This window comes from Microvirga lupini (assembly GCF_014191055.1).
Taxonomy (GTDB): domain Bacteria; phylum Pseudomonadota; class Alphaproteobacteria; order Rhizobiales; family Beijerinckiaceae; genus Microvirga; species Microvirga lupini_A.
The window spans coordinates 666,269-686,329 of sequence record NZ_JACHWB010000003.1; the positions used below are offsets into that span (position 1 = coordinate 666,269).

General features: G+C 62.8%; 20 protein-coding genes. 19 read left to right on the plus strand and 1 reads right to left on the minus strand.

What is annotated here, in order from left to right:
* Position 1 precedes the first annotated feature (1 nt).
* The gene (locus FHR70_RS14685; RefSeq protein WP_183451690.1) at positions 2-430 is read left to right on the plus strand and encodes a low affinity iron permease family protein; all 429 of its coding nucleotides are present in this window, start codon (positions 2-4) and stop codon (positions 428-430) included.
* A gap of 29 nt (positions 431-459) precedes the next feature.
* Here FHR70_RS14685 and FHR70_RS14690 read toward each other — a convergent pair whose 3' ends face one another.
* On the minus strand, positions 460-1,362 hold the full coding sequence (locus FHR70_RS14690) for a hypothetical protein (protein ID WP_183451363.1): 903 nt from the start codon (positions 1,360-1,362) through the stop codon (positions 460-462).
* A gap of 346 nt (positions 1,363-1,708) precedes the next feature.
* Here FHR70_RS14690 and FHR70_RS14695 point away from each other — a divergent pair, with 346 nt between their 5' ends.
* The 18 genes from FHR70_RS14695 to FHR70_RS14780 all read left to right on the plus strand — a co-directional run bounded on the left by FHR70_RS14695 (position 1,709) and on the right by FHR70_RS14780 (position 19,967).
* Positions 1,709-2,074, plus strand: a complete 366-nt coding sequence (locus FHR70_RS14695) for an NADH-quinone oxidoreductase subunit A (protein ID WP_183451365.1) — start codon at positions 1,709-1,711, stop codon at positions 2,072-2,074.
* Entirely contained in the window at positions 2,065-2,649 is a 585-nt protein-coding gene (locus FHR70_RS14700; RefSeq protein ID WP_183451367.1) for a NuoB/complex I 20 kDa subunit family protein, read from the plus strand. The genes FHR70_RS14695 and FHR70_RS14700 overlap by 10 nt, the downstream gene beginning before the upstream one ends.
* 14 nt (positions 2,650-2,663) lie before the next feature.
* Positions 2,664-3,266, plus strand: a complete 603-nt coding sequence (locus FHR70_RS14705) for an NADH-quinone oxidoreductase subunit C (RefSeq protein ID WP_183451368.1) — start codon at positions 2,664-2,666, stop codon at positions 3,264-3,266.
* Between the two features lie 20 nt (positions 3,267-3,286).
* Positions 3,287-4,477, plus strand: coding sequence for an NADH-quinone oxidoreductase subunit D (locus FHR70_RS14710; RefSeq protein WP_183451370.1), 1,191 nt, complete (start codon positions 3,287-3,289; stop codon positions 4,475-4,477).
* Between the two features lie 114 nt (positions 4,478-4,591).
* Entirely contained in the window at positions 4,592-5,650 is a 1,059-nt protein-coding gene (nuoE, locus tag FHR70_RS14715; protein ID WP_183451372.1) for an NADH-quinone oxidoreductase subunit NuoE, read from the plus strand.
* A gap of 14 nt (positions 5,651-5,664) precedes the next feature.
* A complete protein-coding gene (nuoF, locus tag FHR70_RS14720) occupies positions 5,665-6,966 on the plus strand; it encodes an NADH-quinone oxidoreductase subunit NuoF (protein WP_183451374.1) in 1,302 nt (433 codons plus the stop codon).
* An 8-nt stretch (positions 6,967-6,974) separates the two neighbouring features.
* Entirely contained in the window at positions 6,975-9,053 is a 2,079-nt protein-coding gene (gene nuoG, locus FHR70_RS14725; protein WP_183451376.1) for an NADH-quinone oxidoreductase subunit NuoG, read from the plus strand.
* A gap of 12 nt (positions 9,054-9,065) precedes the next feature.
* A complete protein-coding gene (nuoH, locus tag FHR70_RS14730) occupies positions 9,066-10,091 on the plus strand; it encodes an NADH-quinone oxidoreductase subunit NuoH (protein WP_009491123.1) in 1,026 nt (341 codons plus the stop codon).
* Between the two features lie 12 nt (positions 10,092-10,103).
* On the plus strand, positions 10,104-10,592 hold the full coding sequence (nuoI, locus tag FHR70_RS14735) for an NADH-quinone oxidoreductase subunit NuoI (RefSeq protein WP_183451378.1): 489 nt from the start codon (positions 10,104-10,106) through the stop codon (positions 10,590-10,592).
* A 138-nt stretch (positions 10,593-10,730) separates the two neighbouring features.
* Positions 10,731-11,345 (plus strand): NADH-quinone oxidoreductase subunit J, encoded by a 615-nt coding sequence (locus FHR70_RS14740; RefSeq protein WP_183451380.1) that lies wholly within the window; start codon positions 10,731-10,733, stop codon positions 11,343-11,345.
* A gap of 11 nt (positions 11,346-11,356) precedes the next feature.
* Entirely contained in the window at positions 11,357-11,665 is a 309-nt protein-coding gene (nuoK, locus tag FHR70_RS14745) for an NADH-quinone oxidoreductase subunit NuoK (protein ID WP_027316571.1), read from the plus strand.
* Between the two features lie 25 nt (positions 11,666-11,690).
* Positions 11,691-13,727 (plus strand): NADH-quinone oxidoreductase subunit L, encoded by a 2,037-nt coding sequence (nuoL, locus tag FHR70_RS14750; protein WP_183451382.1) that lies wholly within the window; start codon positions 11,691-11,693, stop codon positions 13,725-13,727.
* The gene (locus tag FHR70_RS14755; RefSeq protein WP_183451384.1) at positions 13,727-15,238 is read left to right on the plus strand and encodes an NADH-quinone oxidoreductase subunit M; all 1,512 of its coding nucleotides are present in this window, start codon (positions 13,727-13,729) and stop codon (positions 15,236-15,238) included. The genes nuoL and FHR70_RS14755 overlap by 1 nt, the downstream gene beginning before the upstream one ends.
* Positions 15,239-15,245: 7 nt before the next feature.
* A complete protein-coding gene (nuoN, locus tag FHR70_RS14760) occupies positions 15,246-16,685 on the plus strand; it encodes an NADH-quinone oxidoreductase subunit NuoN (protein WP_183451386.1) in 1,440 nt (479 codons plus the stop codon).
* 2 nt (positions 16,686-16,687) lie between these two features.
* On the plus strand, positions 16,688-17,515 hold the full coding sequence (locus FHR70_RS14765) for a biotin--[acetyl-CoA-carboxylase] ligase (RefSeq protein ID WP_343058817.1): 828 nt from the start codon (positions 16,688-16,690) through the stop codon (positions 17,513-17,515).
* Complete coding sequence (locus tag FHR70_RS14770) at positions 17,515-19,188, plus strand: ribonuclease J (protein WP_183451388.1); 1,674 nt, start codon at positions 17,515-17,517, stop codon at positions 19,186-19,188. Before FHR70_RS14765 ends, FHR70_RS14770 begins: the two co-directional genes overlap by 1 nt.
* Positions 19,189-19,216: 28 nt before the next feature.
* Positions 19,217-19,621 carry a methylmalonyl-CoA epimerase gene (gene mce, locus FHR70_RS14775; protein WP_183451693.1) on the plus strand — a complete coding sequence of 135 codons (405 nt, stop codon included), beginning with the start codon at positions 19,217-19,219 and terminating at the stop codon, positions 19,619-19,621.
* A gap of 10 nt (positions 19,622-19,631) precedes the next feature.
* Positions 19,632-19,967, plus strand: a complete 336-nt coding sequence (locus FHR70_RS14780) for a DUF1467 family protein (protein WP_246408167.1) — start codon at positions 19,632-19,634, stop codon at positions 19,965-19,967.
* Positions 19,968-20,061: the final 94 nt, after the last annotated feature.

The window sequence follows — 20,061 nt, forward strand, 5'->3', positions numbered from 1 at the left end:
CATGTCGACGTCCAGATGGTTCACCAGTTTTTCCAATTGGGTTGCTCAGGTCACCGGTCGGCCTATCACCTTCGGGTTCTGCCTCTTGGTAATCCTGGTGTGGGCGTTTTCGGGGCCATTTTTCGGCTTCTCCGACACTTGGCAGCTGATCGTGAACACCGGGACGACCATCGTTACATTCCTGATGGTGTTCCTGATCCAGAACACCCAGAATCGAGACGGGGCCGCCATTCAGGCCAAGCTTGATGAACTGATCCGTGCCAGCGCCGCGCAGAACGTGTTTATCGGTATCGAGCACCTGACCCAGGAAGAGCTGGACGAGATTCGGGCCAAATGCGAGGCCAAGGCCAAAGCGGAGACTGCTGCGGGCAGGGCTGAAGCTGCGGCCAACCGAAAGGCGGCGCGGGCCGCCGAAGAGGCGACCTCCTAGGCCATTCCCTTAAATGATGCTTCCAGAGCTCAGCTGCGCTCGAAGCGCCATGTCAGAGTGGCGGACATGGGCGCGACGGTCTGGCCTGAATTGTGGGAAACCGATCCTGCCTTATCGAATCTTCCCTGGCCCATCCAGGACGATGCCCCCGCGTCGACTTTCTGGTCAAAAATTTCGAATTTGCTGCGTCCCTCCAGGAACAGGACGGATTTCTCGAAGGTATAGGCCTGACCGGACATCTGAACCGGTACGGGGATGTTGAGATGGTTGATCCTCAGGCTGAGAAGCCCGGACTGCCGGTCGACAGAGATTTCGGTCTGGCAGGCCCGGTCCATCATCTCCATGTCCTGTGCCAGAAGGTCCAGCCGACCGGATCGCCTGAACTTGTAGGGCTTGGCAGGATTGGGCGGTGAGATATTCATGCCGTCGCCTTCATCCTCCACGATCAGGGTCCCTTTCGCACAGGGGCCGCGACGGTCGGCGACCCAGTTCTCGAAGCGGGTATCATCCTGTTTCATGGCGCCGAGCGCCTGAGGATTGGCCATGAGCTGCTGACCATAGGCCATCATGGCTTTTCTCTGGCACTCCTCGTCTCCTTTGCAGGGTTCGAGAATCTTAGCCATTGCGGCTAAACCGGCAGGCATGGGAGCATTGTCCTTGTCGCTCCCGCCAACCTTGACAATGGGAACAGGGCTCTTCACCGGCACGAGCATGGCAAGTTCAAGTTCGAGCTTGCGATTTGACGTCAGGCGATACCACTCGACCTTGTTGGGAAGATCCTTTCGTCCCGACCCTTTCAGCTCGATGGTCAGGAAAAGGCGTCCTTTTGGCGCTCCGGCGAAGGGATCCCGGCCTGATTCCTGAGCCCCGACGGTCAGAGGATAAAGGCACGCAAACGCCAAGGCCCTTGTAAGGTAAGAGATTTTTCGCATGCTGTTTCCGCAGGGTAATGATAGGGCGTTACCTTAACCTAACCCAGCTCGACGAGCTAGGGGTCGGATCCGGTATGGCTTTGCTCCTGCACTGGAAACATGGCCTGCCTGCTCCGGAAGCGCATGTGGCCGAAAAATAAGGGAAAATGGCTGCCCTACGGACATCAGCTTAGTTTGGAATGATTCTTTTTGCGGCAGTGCAAACACTTGTCACGGAAAGGGAACTCCGCTAAGGCTCCGGCGCAATCAGCGTGATGTCGCAGGGGGCTGTTTTGGGCCTTTCTGAGGCTTAAATGCGTTGCAGATTGCCGGCCCTGAGCCGGATTCCTGTCCTTCTGGGTGTCGTATGACGAATCTCCTCGCCGACTACCTGCCTCTCGTCATCTTTATCGGCGTCTCGCTCCTGATCGGGGTCGCGCTGCTCGTGGCGCCGTTCATCGTCGCCTATAGCCGTCCGGACCAGGAGAAGCTGTCTGCCTATGAGTGCGGCTTCAACGCGTTCGACGACGCCCGCATGAAGTTCGACGTGCGGTTCTATCTCGTGGCCATTCTTTTCATCATTTTTGACCTTGAGGTGGCGTTCCTGTTTCCCTGGGCCATTACGTTCGGGAATCTCGGCTGGTTCGGCTTCATCTCCATGATGATCTTCCTTGGAGTCCTGACGATCGGCTTCATCTACGAGTGGAAGAAGGGTGCCCTCGAATGGGATTGATCTCTGACAACCAGTCGACCCTGGTCGCTCCTGCCCCCCGCGGCATCATTGACCCGAACACCGGCAAACCGCTCGGCTCGACGGATCCTTACTTCGTTTCCATCAACGAGGAATTGTCCGACAAGGGCTTTCTGGTCACTTCGACCGAGGATCTCATTACCTGGGCGCGCACCGGCTCGCTCATGTGGATGACGTTCGGCCTGGCGTGCTGCGCCGTCGAAATGATGCAGATGTCCATGCCGCGCTATGACGTGGAGCGCTTCGGCTTCGCGCCACGCGCTTCGCCGCGCCAGTCCGACGTGATGATCGTGGCCGGTACGCTCACCAACAAGATGGCCCCTGCGCTTCGCAAGGTCTATGACCAGATGCCCGAGCCGCGCTACGTCATCTCCATGGGCTCCTGCGCCAATGGCGGCGGCTACTATCACTATTCCTATTCCGTGGTGCGTGGCTGCGACCGAATTGTCCCGGTCGATATCTACGTACCGGGCTGCCCGCCCACGGCTGAGGCCCTTCTGTACGGTGTGCTGCTTCTGCAGAAGAAGATCCGCCGCACCGGCACCATCGAGCGCTGAGCAAAGGTCATTGCATGAGTGCTGAGCTCCAAGCCTTAAGCGATCACATCGCTTCCTCTCTTGGCGAAGCGATCGAGGATCGGGCCATCGCGTTCGATGAGCTGACGATCGTCGCGCGCCGCGAGGACATCGTTCGTGTTGCGTCCTTCCTCCGCGACGATCCGCAGTGCCGGTTCGTCTGCTTCATCGACATTTGCGGCGCCGACTACCCGGCACGTGAGAACCGCTTCGATGTGGTCTACCATTTCCTGGCCCCTCATCATAACCGCAGAATTCGTGTGAAGGTGATGACGGACGAGGCGACCCCGGTTCCTTCGCTTGTCAGTCTCTGGCCGGCGGCGAACTGGTTCGAGCGCGAGGCTTACGACCTCTACGGCATCCTGTTTTCGGGCCATCCGGACCTGCGCCGGATCCTCACGGATTATGGCTTTGAGGGGCATCCGCTCCGCAAGGACTTCCCGATGACCGGTTACGTCGAGGTTCGCTATGATGACGGGCAGGGCCGTGTGGTCTATGAGCCTGTCAAGCTCAACCAGGAATTCCGCAACTTCGACTTCCTCTCGCCCTGGGAAGGCACGGATTACGTGCTGCCGGGTGACGAGAAGGCCAAGGCTTAAAGGAGCGGAAAGGGCGACCCATGGGCGAGCATAACATCCGCAACTTCACCATCAATTTCGGCCCCCAGCATCCGGCGGCACACGGCGTTCTGCGCCTCGTGCTGGAACTGGACGGCGAGGTGGTCGAGCGTGTCGATCCGCATATCGGGCTGCTGCACCGCGGCACCGAGAAGCTGATCGAGTACAAGACCTACGTTCAGGCCAATCCCTATTTTGACCGGCTCGACTACGTCGCCCCAATGAATCAGGAGCACGCCTATTGCCTGGCGATCGAGAAGCTGCTCGGCATCCAGGTTCCCCGGCGAGCCCAGCTGATCCGCGTTCTGTTCTCCGAGATCGGGCGCCTGCTCTCGCACCTCCTCAACGTGACCACGCAGGCCATGGACGTCGGCGCGCTCACGCCGCCCCTTTGGGGCTTCGAGGAGCGCGAGAAGCTGATGATCTTCTATGAGCGCGTCTCCGGCTCCCGGATGCATGCCAACTATTTCCGGCCCGGCGGCGTCAACATGGACATCCAGCCGGAGCTGATCGACGACATCGAGGCCTTCTGCGATCCGTTCCTGCAGGTGCTGGACGATCTCGACACTCTTGTGATCGGCAACCGCATCTTCAAGCAGCGCAATGTCGATATCGGCGTTCTTACGCTGGACGATTGCTGGAAATGGGGCTTCTCGGGTCCTATCGTCCGCAGTTGCGGCGTGGCCTGGGACCTGCGCAAGTCGCAGCCCTACGAGTGCTACGAGGAGATGGACTTCGACATCCCCGTGGGCAAGAACGGCGACAACTATGACCGTCAGGTCATCCGCATGGAAGAAATGCGCCAGAGCGTGCGGATCATGCGCCAGTGTCTCGACAAGCTGCGGGCGCCGGACGGACAGGGACCCGTGACGACGCTCGACGGCAAGGTCGCGCCGCCGTCGCGCAAGGACATGAAGCGGTCGATGGAGGCGCTGATCCACCACTTCAAGCTCTACACGGAAGGCTTCCACGTCCCGGCGGGCGAGGTCTATGCCGCCGTGGAGGCTCCGAAGGGCGAGTTTGGCGTCTACCTCGTGTCGGACGGCACCAACAAGCCCTACCGCTGCAAGATTCGCGCTCCGGGCTTTGCCCATCTGCAGGGCATGGATTTCATGTGCCGCGGCCACATGCTGGCCGACGTTGCAGGCGTCCTGGGGTCCATCGACATCGTGTTCGGCGAGGTCGACCGCTAAGGAATACCTGCCCCGAAGCCGGGGCAGGGAGCCACGCTCTTTGAGGCGTGCTGAAATGGTTCAAGTCGTATGGCCGGGCCTCAAGCCCGGCCATGACGATGAGGAGAAGAGTGTATGGCCGTTCGTAAGCTCGCGCCTGAAGACATGCAGCCCGAGAGCTTCGTTCTCTCCCCTGAGACCGAAGCTTTTGCGGACAAGGAAATCGCCAAGTATCCGTCGGGCCGCCAGGCCTCGGCGGTGATCGCTCTCCTGGGCAAGGCTCAGCAGCAGGCGGGCGGCTGGCTGCCGCGCAAGGCTATTGAGGCCGTGGCTGCGAAGCTGGACATGCCGGTGATCCGCGTGATGGAGGTGGCGACCTTCTACACGATGTTCAACCTCGAGCCGGTCGGAAAGTATTTCATCCAGTTCTGCGGCACGACGCCCTGCGTCCTGCGCGGTGCGGGAGACATCAGGAAAGTCCTGGAGCGCCGCGTCGGTGAGCAGAACCATGTCTCGCCGGACGGCACTTTCTCCTGGCTTGAGGTCGAGTGCCTGGGTGCCTGCTCCAACGCGCCGATGGTGCAGATCAACGACGACTACTATGAGGACCTGACCACCGAGAACTTCGAGAAGCTCCTCGACGATCTCGCCGCCGGCCGCCCCGTGAAGACGGGCTCGCAGATCGGCCGCAACCGGTCGGAGCCCCATGAGGCGGTGAACACCCTCCAGGATCCGGCGCTCTACGACGGCTCCCTTGTGGGTGCTTGGCGCAAGCGCTTCGACGAGCAGGCGAAGGCCGCCGAAACGGCTGAACCGGCCGCCGCGATGGCTTCCATCCCTCAGGAAGTGAAAGCCGCAAAGCCAGCGGCCGGTCGCCCGATTGAGAGCGATGCAGCCGATACGCCGGCCAAGCGCGCGAAGGAAGGCCAGACGCCGATCAATCCGAGTGACCAAAAGGAAGCTGCCGATCCGTCGAAGGCCACCAAGGGCGACTCGCACACGGAGTCCGGTGCTCGCCCGGCTCCACAGAGCGGCAAGTCCTATGTGGCGTCCCCGACGAAGGACGGCGAGGCTGTGCCCAAGAGCCCGACGACCCCCGAAGCCGGTACGCCGCCTGCCCAAGCCGAGACCCGCCGCGACGGCAGCGAGAGCAAGCCGGGCGTGACCGTCGACAAAGACAACAAGACGTCCTGATGGAGTGATCGGGAATGCTTCAGGACAAAGATCGTATCTTCACCAATCTCTACGGCTTCCACTCGCCGGATCTCCAGGCCGCGAAGATGCGCGGCGCCTGGGACGGAACCAAGTTCCTCCTGGAGCAGGGCCGCGACTGGATCGTCAACGAAATGAAGGCGTCCGGCCTGCGCGGCCGCGGCGGCGCCGGCTTCCCCACGGGCCTGAAATGGTCCTTCATGCCGAAAGCATCGGACGGGCGTCCGCATTACTTGGTCGTGAACGCCGACGAGTCGGAGCCGGGCACCTGTAAGGATCGCGAGATCATGCGGAACGATCCGCATCTTCTCGTGGAGGGCTGTCTCATCGCCTCATTCGCCATGGGGGCCCATGCGGCCTACATCTATATCCGCGGCGAGTACGTGGCCGAGCGCCATGCGCTGCAGCGGGCGGTGGACGAGGCCTACGAGGCTAAGCTCATCGGCAAGGACAACATCCACGGGTATCCCTTCGACCTCTACGTCCACCACGGCGCAGGCGCATACATCTGCGGCGAGGAGACGGCTCTCATCGAGAGCATGGAGGGCAAGAAGGGAATGCCGCGCCTGAAGCCGCCGTTCCCCGCCAATATGGGCCTCTACGGCTGCCCGACAACCGTCAACAACGTCGAGTCGATCGCCGTTGCCGGCACGATCCTGCGCCGCGGTGCCTCCTGGTTCTCCGGCATCGGCCGCCCGAACAACGTAGGCACCAAGCTCTTCTGCGTGTCGGGCCACGTGAACAAGCCCTGCAACGTGGAAGAGGCCATGGGCCTCACCTTCCGCGAGCTGATCGACCGCCATTGCGGCGGCATCCGCGGCGGCTGGGACAACCTGCTGGGCGTCATCCCGGGCGGCTCCTCGGTGCCGATCGTTCCGGCCCATGAGATCGCCGATGCCTATATGGACTTCGACACCCTGCGGAACCTGAAATCCGGTCTCGGCACCGCCGCCGTGATTGTGATGGACAAGTCCACCGACATCGTGCGTGCCATTGCCCGCATCTCGTATTTCTACAAGCACGAGAGCTGCGGCCAGTGCACCCCGTGCCGCGAGGGCACGGGCTGGATGTGGCGTGTGCTCAACCGCATGGCGGAGGGCCGCGCCCAGAAGCGCGAGATCGACATGCTCCTCGAAGTTTCGACCCAGATCGAAGGCCACACCATCTGCGCGCTCGGCGACGCGGCGGCCTGGCCGGTTCAGGGTCTGATCCGCCACTTCCGTCACGAGATCGAGAAGCGGATCGACGATTACGCGGCTAACCCGCATTCCGAATCCGTCATGATCGCGGCGGAGTGAGATTGAAGATGGCGAAAATCATCGTTGATGGCGTCGAGGTCGACGTTCCCGCGGAATACACCCTGCTCCAGGCCGCCGAGGCGGCCGGGGCGGAAGTTCCGCGCTTCTGCTACCACGAGCGGCTGTCGATCGCCGGCAACTGCCGCATGTGCCTCGTCGAGGTGAAGGGTGCGCCGAAGCCGGTGGCCTCCTGTGCCTGGGGCGTGCGCGACTGCCGTCCGGGCCCGAACGGCGAACCTCCTGAAATCTCCACCAAGTCTCCGACGGTGAAGAAGGCGCGGGAAGGGGTGATGGAGTTCCTCCTCATCAACCATCCGCTCGACTGCCCGATCTGTGACCAAGGCGGCCAGTGCGACCTGCAGGACCAGGCCATGGCCTACGGCGTCGATACCAGCCGTTATCACGAGAACAAGCGCGCGGTGACCGACAAGTATCTCGGCCCGCTCGTGCGCACCTCCATGAACCGGTGCATCCACTGCACCCGCTGTGTGCGCTTCACGGCCGAAGTGGCCGGCGTGCCGGATCTCGGCGCCCTGTGGCGTGGCGAGGACATGGAGATCACGAGCTATCTCGAGAAGGCCCTCGGCTCCGAGCTGCAGGCCAACGTGGCGGATCTCTGCCCGGTCGGCGCCCTGACCCACAAGCCGGAAGCCTTCCACTATCGTCCTTGGGAACTTACCAAGACCGATTCCGTCGACGTGATGGACGCGGTCGGCTCCTCGATCCGGGTCGATTCCCGCGGCCGCGAGGTCATGCGCATTCTGCCGCGCGTGAACGAGGCGGTGAACGAGGAGTGGATCACCGACAAGACCCGCCAGATCGTGGACGGCCTGCGCCTTCAGCGCCTCGACCGCCCCTTCGTGCGGGAGAACGGCCGCCTGCGCCCGGCGTCCTGGCAAGAGGCCTTCGCCACCATTGCCGGCCGCGTGAAGGGCACGGACCCAAAGCGCATCGGCGCCATCGTAGGAGATCTCGCCGCGGTGGAGGAGATGTACGCCCTGAAGCTCCTCATGGAGAGCCTCGGCGTCACCAACATCGACGCCCGCCAGGATGGCAGCGTGCTGACCCCGGTCTATGGCCGCGGCTCCTACCTGTTCAACACCACCATCGCCGGTATCGAGGACGCGGACGCAATCCTGATCGTGGGTTCGAACCCGCGCATCGAGGCTTCGCTCGTGAACGTGCGCATCCGCAAGCGCTGGCGCGCGGCTCCGCCGCCGATCGCCATGATCGGCGAACATGCAGACCTGACTTATCCCTACGAGTACCTCGGCGCCGGTCCCGAGACGCTCTCCGAACTTGCCGCTGGTCGCCACAGCTTCATCGAGAAGCTCCGCGGCGCCGAGCGTCCGCTGATCATCGTGGGGCAGGGGGCTCTCTCCCGTCCCGACGGTCTGGCGGTTCTCTCCACTGTCGCTCAGCTCGCCCGTGATGTCGGTGCAGTGAAGGATGGCTGGAATGGCTTCTCGGTGCTGCACACTGCCGCGTCCCGCGTCGGCGCCCTCGATCTTGGCCTCGTGCCGGGCGAGTGGGGTCTGAACGCCCAGACCATGGCGCAGGGTGAGGTGGACGTACTGTTCAATCTCGGCGCTGACGAGATCGACATCGCTTCCGGAACCTTCGTGATCTATCAGGGCACCCATGGCGACCGCGGCGCACACCGTGCCGACGTGATCCTGCCGGCCGCGACCTACACGGAAAAATCCGGCACCTACGTGAACACGGAGGGCCGGGTGCAGCTCGCCAACCGGGCCGCCTTCGCGCCGGGCGAGGCCCGGGAGGACTGGGCGATCCTGCGCGCTCTCTCCGACGTGCTGGGCCACCGCCTGCCGTTTGACTCGCTCAATGCCCTGCGGGCAAAGCTCTACACGCAGTACCCGCATTTCGCCGCGGTCGAGACGGTTCAGCCGGCTGATGGTTTCGCCGCCATCCAGGCGCTCGCCAATATCGGCGGCACCCTGGGCCGCGAGGCTTTCATGAGCCCGGTGAAGGACTTCTACCTGACGAACCCCATTGCCCGCGCCTCCGGCGTCATGGCCGAGTGCTCCGCGCTCGCCCGTGAGCTGAAGCTCGAGGCGGCTGAGTAAGAGGAACGGATCATGGAATTTGGGGATATCCTCCTCGCCGTCGCGATCATGCTGGGCAAGAGCCTGCTCATGCTGGTCGCGCTTCTCATCTTCATCGCCTACGCGCTTTATGCCGACCGCAAGGTCTGGGCGGCGGTTCAGCTCCGTCGCGGCCCGAACGTGGTAGGCCCCTGGGGCCTGCTCCAATCCTTCGCCGACCTGCTCAAGTTCGTGCTGAAGGAGCCGGTGATCCCGGCCCCGGCCAACAAAGGCATGTTCCTGCTGGCTCCGCTGGTGATGTGCACCCTGTCGCTCGCGGCTTGGGCGGTCATTCCGCTCAATGCCGGCTGGGCGATCGCCGACATCAATGTGGGCATCCTCTACATCTTCGCGATCTCGTCTCTCGGCGTCTATGGCGTCATCATGGGCGGCTGGGCCTCGAACTCGAAGTACCCGTTCCTCGGCGCGCTCCGTTCTGCCGCCCAGATGGTGTCCTACGAGGTCTCGATCGGCTTCGTGATCGTGACCGTGCTCATGTGCGCCGGCACCCTGAACCTGTCGGCCATCGTGGAGTCGCAGAACACCCGCCTCGGCATCCTGGGCTGGTACTGGCTGCCGCTCTTCCCGATGTTCGTGGTGTTCTTCATTTCGGCCATGGCCGAGACGAACCGTCCGCCCTTCGACCTGCCGGAGGCCGAATCCGAGCTCGTGGCCGGCTACATGGTGGAGTATTCCTCCACCCCGTACCTGCTGTTCATGCTCGGTGAGTACGTGGCCATCATGACCATGTGCGCCCTCGGCACGATCCTGTTCCTCGGCGGCTGGCTGTCGCCGATCCCGTTCGCGCCCTTCACCTGGGTGCCGGGCGTGATCTGGTTCGTGCTTAAGGCAAGCTTCCTCTTCATCCTCATCGCCATGGTGAAAGCCCTGGTGCCCCGCTATCGCTACGATCAGCTCATGCGCCTCGGCTGGAAGGTGTTCCTGCCGCTGTCGCTCGCCATGGTCGTGATCGTGGCGGCTGTCCTGATGGCGACCGGCAATGCGCCGGGCGTCCGCTAAAGGAGATCGGCCATGCAGCTTGACCGCATTGCCCAATCCCTCCTGCTGAAGGAATTCATCTCAGGCTTCATCCTGACGGTGAAATATTTCTTCAAGCCGAAGGCGACCCTCAACTACCCGTTCGAAATGGGCCATCGCGGGCCCCGTTTCCGGGGTGAGCACGCCCTGCGGCGCTATCCCAACGGGGAAGAGCGCTGCATCGCCTGCAAGCTCTGCGAGGCCATCTGCCCGGCCCAAGCCATCACCATCGAGGCTGGCCCGCGCCGCAACGACGGCACCCGCCGCACGACCCGCTACGACATCGACATGGTGAAGTGCATCTATTGCGGCATGTGCCAGGAAGCCTGCCCGGTGGACGCCATCGTGGAGGGGCCGAACTTCGAGTTCTCCGTGGAGACCCGTGAGGAACTCTACTACGACAAGGCCAAGCTTCTCGAGAACGGGGAGCGCTGGGAGCGTGAGATCGCGAGAAACCTCGCGAAGACCGCCCCGTACCGGTAAGAGCGCCTTTGGCCCGGTGAGGGCAGGGGCAAGCAGCTCCGGCGGGTTGTCCCCGCCGGATTCGGAATTTATAGACAGGCCGCCGGATTCTCCGGGGCCACGTCGGAAGGGGCCGCTTCTTAGCGGCTGAGCTCGAGCATGACGGTAACCGCCGCCTTCTTCTATCTGTTCGCGACGATCACGGTCGCCTCCGGCTTCATGGTGATTGCCTCCCGCAATCCCGTGCAGTCGGTGCTGTTCCTCATCCTGGCCTTCGTGAACGCGGCGGGCCTGTTCCTGCTGATGGGAGCCGAGTTCCTGGCGATGATCCTGGTGATCGTCTATGTGGGCGCGGTCGCGGTGCTCTTCCTCTTCGTCGTCATGATGCTCGACGTGGATTTCGCGGCGCTCCGCCAGGGCTTCCTGCAGTACCTGCCCATCGGCGGGCTGATCGGGCTGATCCTGCTGCTCGAGCTGATCCTCGTGGTCGGCACCTACACCATCGATCCGGGTCTGGTCCGGTCCCCGGCTGTGCCCATTCCGGCAGCCGACGTCATGACCAACACCGAGGCCATCGGCCAGGTGCTCTATACCCGCTACTTCTACTTCTTCCAGGCTGCCGGCCTGATCCTGCTGGTCGCCATGATCGGCGCCATCGTCCTAACCCTGCGCGAGCGGGTCGGCGTGCGGCGCCAGGACATCACCAAGCAGAACGCCCGAACGCAGGAAACGGCCGTCGAGGTGCGGAAGGTCCCCTTCCGCCAGGGCATCTAAGGAGGCACGCCATGGTTATCGGACTGGGTCACTACCTCACCGTCGCCGCCGTCCTCTTCACGCTCGGTGTGTTCGGCATCTTCATCAACCGGAAGAACGTGATCGTCATCCTGATGTCCATCGAGCTCATCCTGCTCGCCGTGAACATCAACATGGTCGCCTTCTCGACCCACCTGAACGACATCGTCGGCCAGATCTTCGCCATGCTGATCCTGACGGTCGCGGCGGCTGAGGCGGCCATCGGCTTGGCCATTCTGGTGGTCTTCTTCCGCAACCGCGGTTCCATCGCGGTTGAAGACGTCAACATGATGAGGGGCTAACGCCCGAACGGCGAAGTAAAAGACCATGTATCACGCAATCGTCTTCCTGCCGCTCGTCGGCTTCCTCATCGCAGGCCTTTTCGGACGCGTGCTCGGTCCCCGACCGAGCGAGATCATCACGACGGCACTGCTGTTTGTGGCAGCCGTCCTGTCCTGGGTCTCCTTCATCCAGGTCGGCTTCGGTGACGGCGCCACCCGGATCCAGATCGCACAATGGATGTCGGTCGGCGATCTCCAGGTCGACTGGGCGTTCCGCATCGATACGCTGACCGCCATGATGCTGGTGGTGGTGAACACGGTGTCGGCGCTCGTGCACCTCTATTCCATCGGCTACATGCACGAGGATCCGCACCGTTCGCGCTTCTTTGCCTATCTGTCTCTCTTCACCTTCACCATGCTGATGCTAGTGACGGCCGATAACCTCGTCCAGATGTTCTTCGGCTGGGAGGGCGTGGGCCTCGCGAGCTATCTGCTCATCGGCTTCTGGTATCAGAAGGATTCCGCCAACGCGGCGGCCATGAAGGCCTTCATCGTCAACCGCGTCGGCGATTTCGGCTTCCTTCTCGGCATCTTCACGGTTTTCGTCCTGTTCAACGGCGTCACCTTCGATGCGATCTTCCCGCGCGTTGCCGAGTTCGCCGATGCCAAGTTCCACTTCCTCGGCATCGAATGGCATGCCCTGACCATTGCCTGCCTGCTGCTCTTCATGGGCGCCATGGGCAAGTCGGCGCAGTTCCTGCTCCACACCTGGCTCCCCGATGCCATGGAAGGCCCGACCCCGGTCTCGGCCCTCATCCACGCCGCTACCATGGTGACCGCAGGCGTGTTCATGGTCGCGCGCCTGTCGCCGATCTTCGAATATGCTCCGGCGGCCCTGACCGTCGTCACCGTCATCGGCGGCATCACGGCCTTCTTCGCCGCGACCGTCGGCCTGGTGCAGAACGACATCAAGCGTGTCATCGCCTATTCGACCTGCTCGCAGCTCGGCTACATGTTCGTCGGTCTGGGCGTCGGCGCTTACGGTGCGGGCGTGTTCCACCTGTTCACGCACGCCTTCTTCAAGGCCCTGCTGTTCCTGGGCGCCGGCTCGGTGATCCACGCCATGCACCATGAGCAGGATATCCGCCACATGGGAGCGCTGCGCCGCTACATCCCGTTCACCACGGCCATGATGGCGGTCGGCACGCTGGCGCTCACCGGCTTCCCGTTCTCGGCAGGGTACTACTCGAAGGATGCGATCATCGAGGCGGCCTACGCGGCGCATTCCTCGGCCGGCTCCTTCGCCTTCCTGGCCACGGTCGTGGCCGCGTTCATGACCTCATTCTACTCGTGGCGCCTGTTCTTCCTCACCTTCGAGGGCAGCGCGCGCTGGGGCCATCACGATCATCATGCCCATGCCCCGCATTCCCACGAGGGCGTGGAGCACGACGATCATAACCGTGACGTGGAGCCTGCAAGCCATGCCCAGCATGAGCATGGCCACCATGGGGCTCACACGCCCCATGAAAGCCCGCTCGTGATGCTGATCCCGCTGCTGGTGCTCGCCATCGGCGCGGTTCTCGCCGGCATTATCTTCCACGGCGCCTTCATCGGCGAAGGCTATCAGGAATTCTGGAAGGGTGCCCTGTTCACCCGTCCCGAGAACCATATCCTGGAAGAGATGCACCATCTCCCGGGCTGGGTGCCGCTGCTGCCGACCATCATGATGGTCCTCGGTTTCGGTCTTGCTTGGTACATGTACATCATCGACAACAAGCAGCCTGCGAAGCTCGCGGCCGATCACCCGATCCTGTACCGCTTCCTCCTGAACAAGTGGTACTTCGACGAACTCTACGATGCGATCTTCGTCCGTCCCGCCATGGCCATCGGCCGCTTCTTCTGGCGCACCGGCGACCAGCGGATCATCGACGGGCTCGGTCCTGACGGCATCTCCGCCCGCGTTCTCGATGTGACGCGCGGCGTGGTGCGGGTGCAGACCGGCTACGTCTACCACTATGCCTTCGCGATGCTGATCGGCGTTGCGGCTCTCGTGACCTTCTATCTCTTCAGGGGAGCCCACTAATGTTCGGCTTCGGCATCCTCTCCGGCCTTCTCGTCCTTCCTCTCGTCGGGGCGGCCTTCATCCTGACCCTGCGCGGCGACAGCGAGGCCGCTCGCTCCAACGCCCGTTGGGCGGCGCTCGCCACGACGATTGCGACCTTCATCCTCTCGCTCGTCGCCTGGGCCCGTTTCGACACGGCCACGGCATCGTTCCAGCTCGTTGAAAGCCATGCTTGGCTGACCGAAACCATTCGATACAAGCTCGGTGTCGACGGCTTCTCCATGCCGCTTATCCTGCTCACCACGTTCCTGATGCCGTTCTGCATCCTGGCCTCGTGGGAGTCGATCGGGCACCGGGTGAAGGAGTACTTCGTCGCTTTCCTGGTTCTCGAGACTACGATGATCGGCGTGTTCTGCGCCCTCGACCTCGTGCTGTTCTACCTGTTCTTCGAGGCCGGCCTGATCCCGATGTTCCTGATCATCGGCATCTGGGGCGGCAAGCGGCGCATCTACGCGAGCTTCAAGTTCTTCCTCTACACGCTGCTCGGCTCCGTGTTGATGCTGCTCGCCATCATGGCCATGTACTGGCAGGCGGGGACCACCGACATCCCGACGCTGCTGGCCTTCAAGTTCGCCTCGAACCTGCAGATCTGGCTGTGGCTCGCCTTCTTCGCGTCGTTCGCGGTGAAGATGCCCATGTGGCCGGTCCACACCTGGCTGCCGGACGCTCACGTAGAGGCGCCGACAGCGGGCTCGGTGATCCTGGCCGGCGTCCTTCTGAAGATGGGCGGCTACGGCTTCATCCGTGTGTCGCTGCCGATGTTCCCTGAGGCCTCGGAGTATTTCGCCCCGCTGGTCTTCGCCCTCTCCGTCATCGCGATCATCTACACCTCGCTGGTCGCTCTGATGCAGGAGGATATCAAGAAGCTCATCGCCTATTCCTCGGTGGCGCATATGGGCTTCGTGACCATGGGCCTGTTCAGCATGAACGAGCAGGGCATTCAGGGGGCCATGTTCACCATGATCTCCCACGGTCTCGTGTCAGGCGCGCTCTTCCTTTGCGTGGGCGTGATCTACGACCGGATGCATACCCGCGAGATCAAGGCCTATGGCGGCCTCGTGAACCGGATGCCCATGTACGCGGTGGTGTTCCTGATCCTGACCATGGCCAACGTGGCTCTGCCGGGCACCTCGGGCTTCATCGGCGAGTTCCTGACCCTGATGGGGGCCTTCCGGTCCAACACCTGGGTGGCCTTCCTGGCGACCACCGGCGTGATCCTCTCGGCGGCTTACGCGCTCTGGCTCTACCGTCGTGTGGTGTACGGAGAACTCGACAAGCCGGCGCTCCAGACGATCACCGACCTGAACCGCCGTGAGATCATCACCTTCGCGCCGCTGATCCTGCTCATCATCTATTACGGCGTGCAGCCCGGTCCGATCCTCGATGCCTTCGCGGTGCCGACGGAGTCGCTTCTCAACAACGTTCAGGCCGCGCTTGCCACCGTGAAAACGGCCGCTGTCGCCGCACACTGAGGTCACGATGAACCCCGCCCTCACCATTCCTGCCTTCGGCCCGGTGCTGCCAGAGATCCTCATGGCGACTGGCGCCCTTATCATGGTCCTGTTCGGCGCCATCCGTGGCGAGCGACCGGGCTACGCCATGAACATCATCGCCCTGGCGCTTCTCGTCGTCACCTTCGTGGCGGTGCTGATGCTGCCGAACGAGCGCATCGAGACTATGGGCGGCTCCTTCGTGATCGATGGCTTCGCCAAGTTCATGAAGGCCCTGACGCTCATCGCATCTGCCGGCGGCGTCATCCTCTCGCTGGACTATATGCGCCGCGAGGGGATCAGCCGCTTCGAGTATCCGATCCTGATCGTGCTCTCGACCATCGGCATGATGATGGTGATCTCGGCCAACGACCTGATCGCCCTCTATATCGGTCTCGAGCTGCTGAGCCTGTCCTCGTACGTCATCGCCGCCTTCGACCGTGACAACGTCCGCTCGACCGAGGCGGGCCTGAAGTACTTCGTGCTCGGCTCGCTCTCGTCCGGCATGCTGCTCTACGGCTCGTCGCTGGTCTATGGCTTCTCCGGAAGCGTGTCCTTCCCGGCCATCGCCACGATCCTGCAGGGCAATGTCGGCATCGGCGCCATCGTCGGTCTCGTCTTCGTGGCCGCCGGCATCGCCTTCAAGATCTCCGCTGTGCCGTTCCATATGTGGACGCCCGACGTCTACGAGGGCTCGCCGACGCCGGTCACCGCCTTCTTCGCCGCCGCTCCCAAGATGGCCGGCATGGCCATGGCCACCCGCGTGTTCATCGATGCTTTCCCGGGCATCCTGGTGCAGTGGCAGCAGATCATCGTCTTCATCTCGATCGCCTCCATGGCGCTCGGCTCCTTCGCGGCGATCGGTCAGCGCAACATCAAGCGCCTGATGGCCTATTCCTCCATCGGTAACGTGGGCTACGCGCTCATCGGCCTTGCCGCCGGCACGGCTGAGGGTGTCCAGGGCGTCATCGTCTACATGGCGATCTACCTCGCCATGACGCTCGGCACCTTCGCGGTCATCCTGGGCATGCGCCGCGGCAACGTGATGTACGAGACGGTGGAGGACCTGTCCGGCATGGCCCGTACCCATCCGGTGCTCGCCTTCTGCCTCGGTATGATGATGTTCTCGCTTGCCGGTATTCCGCCGCTTGCCGGCTTCTTCGCCAAGTTCGCGGTTTTCAACGCCGCCATCGAGGCCGACCTGGTGGCGCTTGCCATCATCGGTGTGGTGACGAGTGTCATCGGCGCCTATTATTACCTGCGTATCGTGAAGGTGATGTACTTCGATGAGCCGGCCGAGCGCTACGACGCCATGCCCGCGGGCGTGAAGCTCGTGCTCGCCCTGTGCAGCATCTTTGTCGTCCTCTTCGGCATCGTTCCGGCACCGCTGGTGGCGGCCGCGCGGGCTGCCGCGAGCTCCCTGTTCTGATCGTGCACCTGTCGCCCGAGACCGAGTCCGCCGGATACAGGCTGCTCTCCCTCGAGGCGACAGGCTCGACGAATGACGACGCCCTTCAGGCAGCCCGGTTGGGTGATCCGGGTCAGCTTTGGATCGTCGCCGCCGAGCAGCTTGCAGGCAGGGGGCGGCACGGTCGGCAATGGTCGTCGCCTCCAGGTAACCTCTATGCCAGCCTTCTGCTGATCGATCCTTGCGACGTGGCCTCTGCGCCGCAGCTCGGCTTCGTGGCAGGGCTTGCCTTGCACGAAGCCATCGAGGCAGTCACCGGCCTTGGCGCTCCGCGTCTCGCCCTCAAATGGCCGAACGATCTTCTGCTGGATGGTGCCAAGATCTCGGGCCTTCTTCTGGAAGGACACAGGCTTCAGCCTGAGGGGCCGCTCGCCATTGTGATCGGCTTCGGGGTCAACGTTGCGTTCGCTCCGTCAGGGACACCGTATCCGGCAGCAAGCCTGCAACAGGTCAAGGCGAAACTGACCCGCGACGAGGTATTCACCGCTCTCTCTTCCGCCTTTGCCAAGACGTTTGCCGCGTGGCGGGCATCATCTCGCATGAATATGTCCGATCCGTTCGGCGCCATTCGCAAGCTCTGGCTCGAGCGCGCCGCCGGAGTCGGGCAGGAAGTCACCCTGCGACTGCCCTCAGGCGAGAAGCGCGGCATCTTCGAAGGGCTCGATCAATTTGGGCGCCTGCAACTCAAAGGCGCCAGCGTGGAACTCATCGACGCCGGCGACCTTTATTTTCCCAATTTGCTGCACGATATAGCCACGCCGGGCGCTGGCACGAAAAGGTCTCAGGATTAATGGCTTCCCACCAGGACGAATTGGTTTTCCTCCCTCTTGGCGGTCTCGGCGAGATCGGTATGAACGCTGCCCTCTACGGTTTCGGGCCTGAGGACGACCGGCAGTGGATTCTGGTCGATTGCGGCATGGGCTTCGGCGGTGAGGAGAACCTGCCTGGCATCGATCTCGTCTATCCGGATCTGCGTTTCATCGAAGAGGAGCGCCATAACCTTCTGGGTATCTTCATCACCCATGCTCACGAGGACCATATCGGCGCCCTTGTCGAGATGTGGCCGCGTCTTCAGGCACCCGTCTACGCCACGAAGTTCGCTATCGGCCTCCTTGAAACGCGCCGTCTGTCGGAGCCCAACGCACCGAAGGTCGACCTCAGGGAAATCGTGCCGGGCCAGCGTCTGAAGCTCGGTTCCTTCGATATCGAGTATGTGCCTGTTGCCCACTCGATCCCGGAGTCCAACGCCCTGGCCATCCGGACACCGCATGGCCTTGTGGTGCATACCGGCGACTGGAAGCTCGACAGCACACCTTACCTCGGCAGCCTCACGTCCGAGGAGGCCTTCCGCGCTCTCGGCGACGAGGGCGTACTCGCCCTCGTGTGCGATTCCACAAACGTGGTGCGCGAAGGCACGAGCCCGAGCGAGGCCGATGTCTCGAAGAACCTGGCTGCCCTGATCAAGGATGCGCCGCACCGGGTTGCCGTCACGACCTTCGCGTCCAATGTCGCCCGCATCCGCTCGGTCGCAGAGGCTGCCCGCGAGTGCGGACGCGAAGTGATCGTTGTCGGCCGCGCCATGGACCGGGTGGTCGACGTGGCGAAGGAGTGTGGCTACCTCGATGACCTGCCCGAGTTCCGCTCGGCGGAGAACTTCGGCTACATGCCGCGCGACAAGGTCGTGGCCATTCTCACGGGTTCTCAGGGCGAGCCCCGTGCCGCCCTGGCCCGCATCGCCCAGGACGAGCACCCGGATATTGCGCTCTCCGCCGGCGACCGGGTGATCTTCTCCTCCCGGGCGATCCCAGGCAACGAGAAGGCCGTCGGGTCCATCATCAACAGCTTGATCGAGCAGGGCATCGAGGTCATCACCGACCGCACGGAGCTGGTTCACGTGTCAGGCCATCCACGCCGGGGCGAGCTCGCCCAGATGTACCAGTGGACGAAGCCTCGCATCGCAATTCCGGCTCACGGCGAGCCCCTGCATCTGAGCGAGCATGCGAAGTTCGCCCGCCAGCAGGGCGTGCAGGAGGTGGTCCGCGCAAAGAACGGAACCCTGGTGCGCCTCTCACCCGGCCCGGCCGAGATCATCGACAATATTCCGGCCGGACGTCTCTACAAGGACGGCAACATCATCATCGGGGCAGGGGAGCGGGCCTTGCCGGAGCGCCGCAAGCTTGCCTTTGCCGGCATCGTGACGGTCGCGATCGCCATTGACGACCGAGGCGAACTCGTCGGCGATCCGGTCATCGACGCCATGGGTCTGCCGGACAAGAACCGTCAGGGCCGTGATTTGACCGACATAATCGCCGATACGGTCGCGGACCTGCTCGACGGGTTGCCTAAGGCCAAGCGCCGGGACCCCGAGGCTGTCGAAAACGCGGTCCATCGGGCTGTCCGCGCGGCGGTGAATCAAGAATGGGGCAAGAAGCCGGCCTGCCATGTGCTCGTCATCGAGGCATAAGAACGGCGAATTCTCTGAGAGGACCATGATGATCGGACGTCTCAACCATGTGGCCATCGCCGTGCGCGATATCGCGGCGGCTTCCGAACTCTATCGCAGCACCCTTGGCGCTCAGGTTTCTGCGCCCGAGCCGCTCGAGGAGCACGGCGTCACTGTCGTCTTCATCACGCTTCCCAACACCAAGATCGAGCTGTTGGAGCCTCTCGGCGCCGAATCTCCTATTGCCCGGTTTCTTGAGAAGAATCCGGACGGCGGCATGCACCACATCTGCTATGAGGTTGACGATATCAACGCTGCCCGAGATCAGCTTGTGAATTCCGGGGCCAGGGTGCTCGGCTCCGGCGAGCCGAAGATCGGAGCGCACGGAAAACCCGTGCTTTTCCTGCACCCGAAGGATTTTAACGGCACTCTGATCGAGCTTGAACAAGCCTGAGGACAAGCTGTTGATAAACGTTGTAAAAACTCTTTCCGGCTCGCTCTGGTCCACTCTGGGCGTGGTGGTGGTCATCTCCGCGATCGCCATTGCCGTCGTGGTCAACGGCTTCGACCTGCGCCTGAGCGGCGGCTTGGCCCTCTACTTCGTGATCTGGTGGATCCTGCTCTTTGCCGTTCTGCCCTTCGGCGTCCGCAGTCAGACGGAGGCTGGTGAGGTGGTTCGGGGCAGCGAGCCGGGAGCGCCTGCGCTTCCTGCCCTGCGGGAAAAGGCGATCTGGACCACACTCGTGGCCTCAGTGGTGTTGATCATCGTCGCGGCGGTCTTCCCTCTGGCAGGACTTTAGAGCATCGAACGCAAAAGTGGGCAGCGGTCTTGCGTGGAAAGATGCGTCAAACCAGAAACTTATAGCATCGAACGTGAGTTGGGATTCACGGCCG

What these genes read in the sequence shown, in the direction of transcription:
- FHR70_RS14685 (WP_183451690.1), top strand. Translation starts at nt 2, where the DNA reads ATGTCGACGTCCAGATGGTTCACCAGTTTTTCCAATTGGGTTGCTCAG.
- FHR70_RS14690 (WP_183451363.1), bottom strand. Translation starts at nt 1,362, where the DNA reads ATGCGAAAAATCTCTTACCTTACAAGGGCCTTGGCGTTTGCGTGCCTT.
- FHR70_RS14695 (WP_183451365.1), top strand. Translation starts at nt 1,709, where the DNA reads ATGACGAATCTCCTCGCCGACTACCTGCCTCTCGTCATCTTTATCGGC.
- FHR70_RS14700 (WP_183451367.1), top strand. Translation starts at nt 2,065, where the DNA reads ATGGGATTGATCTCTGACAACCAGTCGACCCTGGTCGCTCCTGCCCCC.
- FHR70_RS14705 (WP_183451368.1), top strand. Translation starts at nt 2,664, where the DNA reads ATGAGTGCTGAGCTCCAAGCCTTAAGCGATCACATCGCTTCCTCTCTT.
- FHR70_RS14710 (WP_183451370.1), top strand. Translation starts at nt 3,287, where the DNA reads ATGGGCGAGCATAACATCCGCAACTTCACCATCAATTTCGGCCCCCAG.
- nuoE (WP_183451372.1), top strand. Translation starts at nt 4,592, where the DNA reads ATGGCCGTTCGTAAGCTCGCGCCTGAAGACATGCAGCCCGAGAGCTTC.
- nuoF (WP_183451374.1), top strand. Translation starts at nt 5,665, where the DNA reads ATGCTTCAGGACAAAGATCGTATCTTCACCAATCTCTACGGCTTCCAC.
- nuoG (WP_183451376.1), top strand. Translation starts at nt 6,975, where the DNA reads ATGGCGAAAATCATCGTTGATGGCGTCGAGGTCGACGTTCCCGCGGAA.
- nuoH (WP_009491123.1), top strand. Translation starts at nt 9,066, where the DNA reads ATGGAATTTGGGGATATCCTCCTCGCCGTCGCGATCATGCTGGGCAAG.
- nuoI (WP_183451378.1), top strand. Translation starts at nt 10,104, where the DNA reads ATGCAGCTTGACCGCATTGCCCAATCCCTCCTGCTGAAGGAATTCATC.
- FHR70_RS14740 (WP_183451380.1), top strand. Translation starts at nt 10,731, where the DNA reads ATGACGGTAACCGCCGCCTTCTTCTATCTGTTCGCGACGATCACGGTC.
- nuoK (WP_027316571.1), top strand. Translation starts at nt 11,357, where the DNA reads ATGGTTATCGGACTGGGTCACTACCTCACCGTCGCCGCCGTCCTCTTC.
- nuoL (WP_183451382.1), top strand. Translation starts at nt 11,691, where the DNA reads ATGTATCACGCAATCGTCTTCCTGCCGCTCGTCGGCTTCCTCATCGCA.
- FHR70_RS14755 (WP_183451384.1), top strand. Translation starts at nt 13,727, where the DNA reads ATGTTCGGCTTCGGCATCCTCTCCGGCCTTCTCGTCCTTCCTCTCGTC.
- nuoN (WP_183451386.1), top strand. Translation starts at nt 15,246, where the DNA reads ATGAACCCCGCCCTCACCATTCCTGCCTTCGGCCCGGTGCTGCCAGAG.
- FHR70_RS14770 (WP_183451388.1), top strand. Translation starts at nt 17,515, where the DNA reads ATGGCTTCCCACCAGGACGAATTGGTTTTCCTCCCTCTTGGCGGTCTC.
- mce (WP_183451693.1), top strand. Translation starts at nt 19,217, where the DNA reads ATGATCGGACGTCTCAACCATGTGGCCATCGCCGTGCGCGATATCGCG.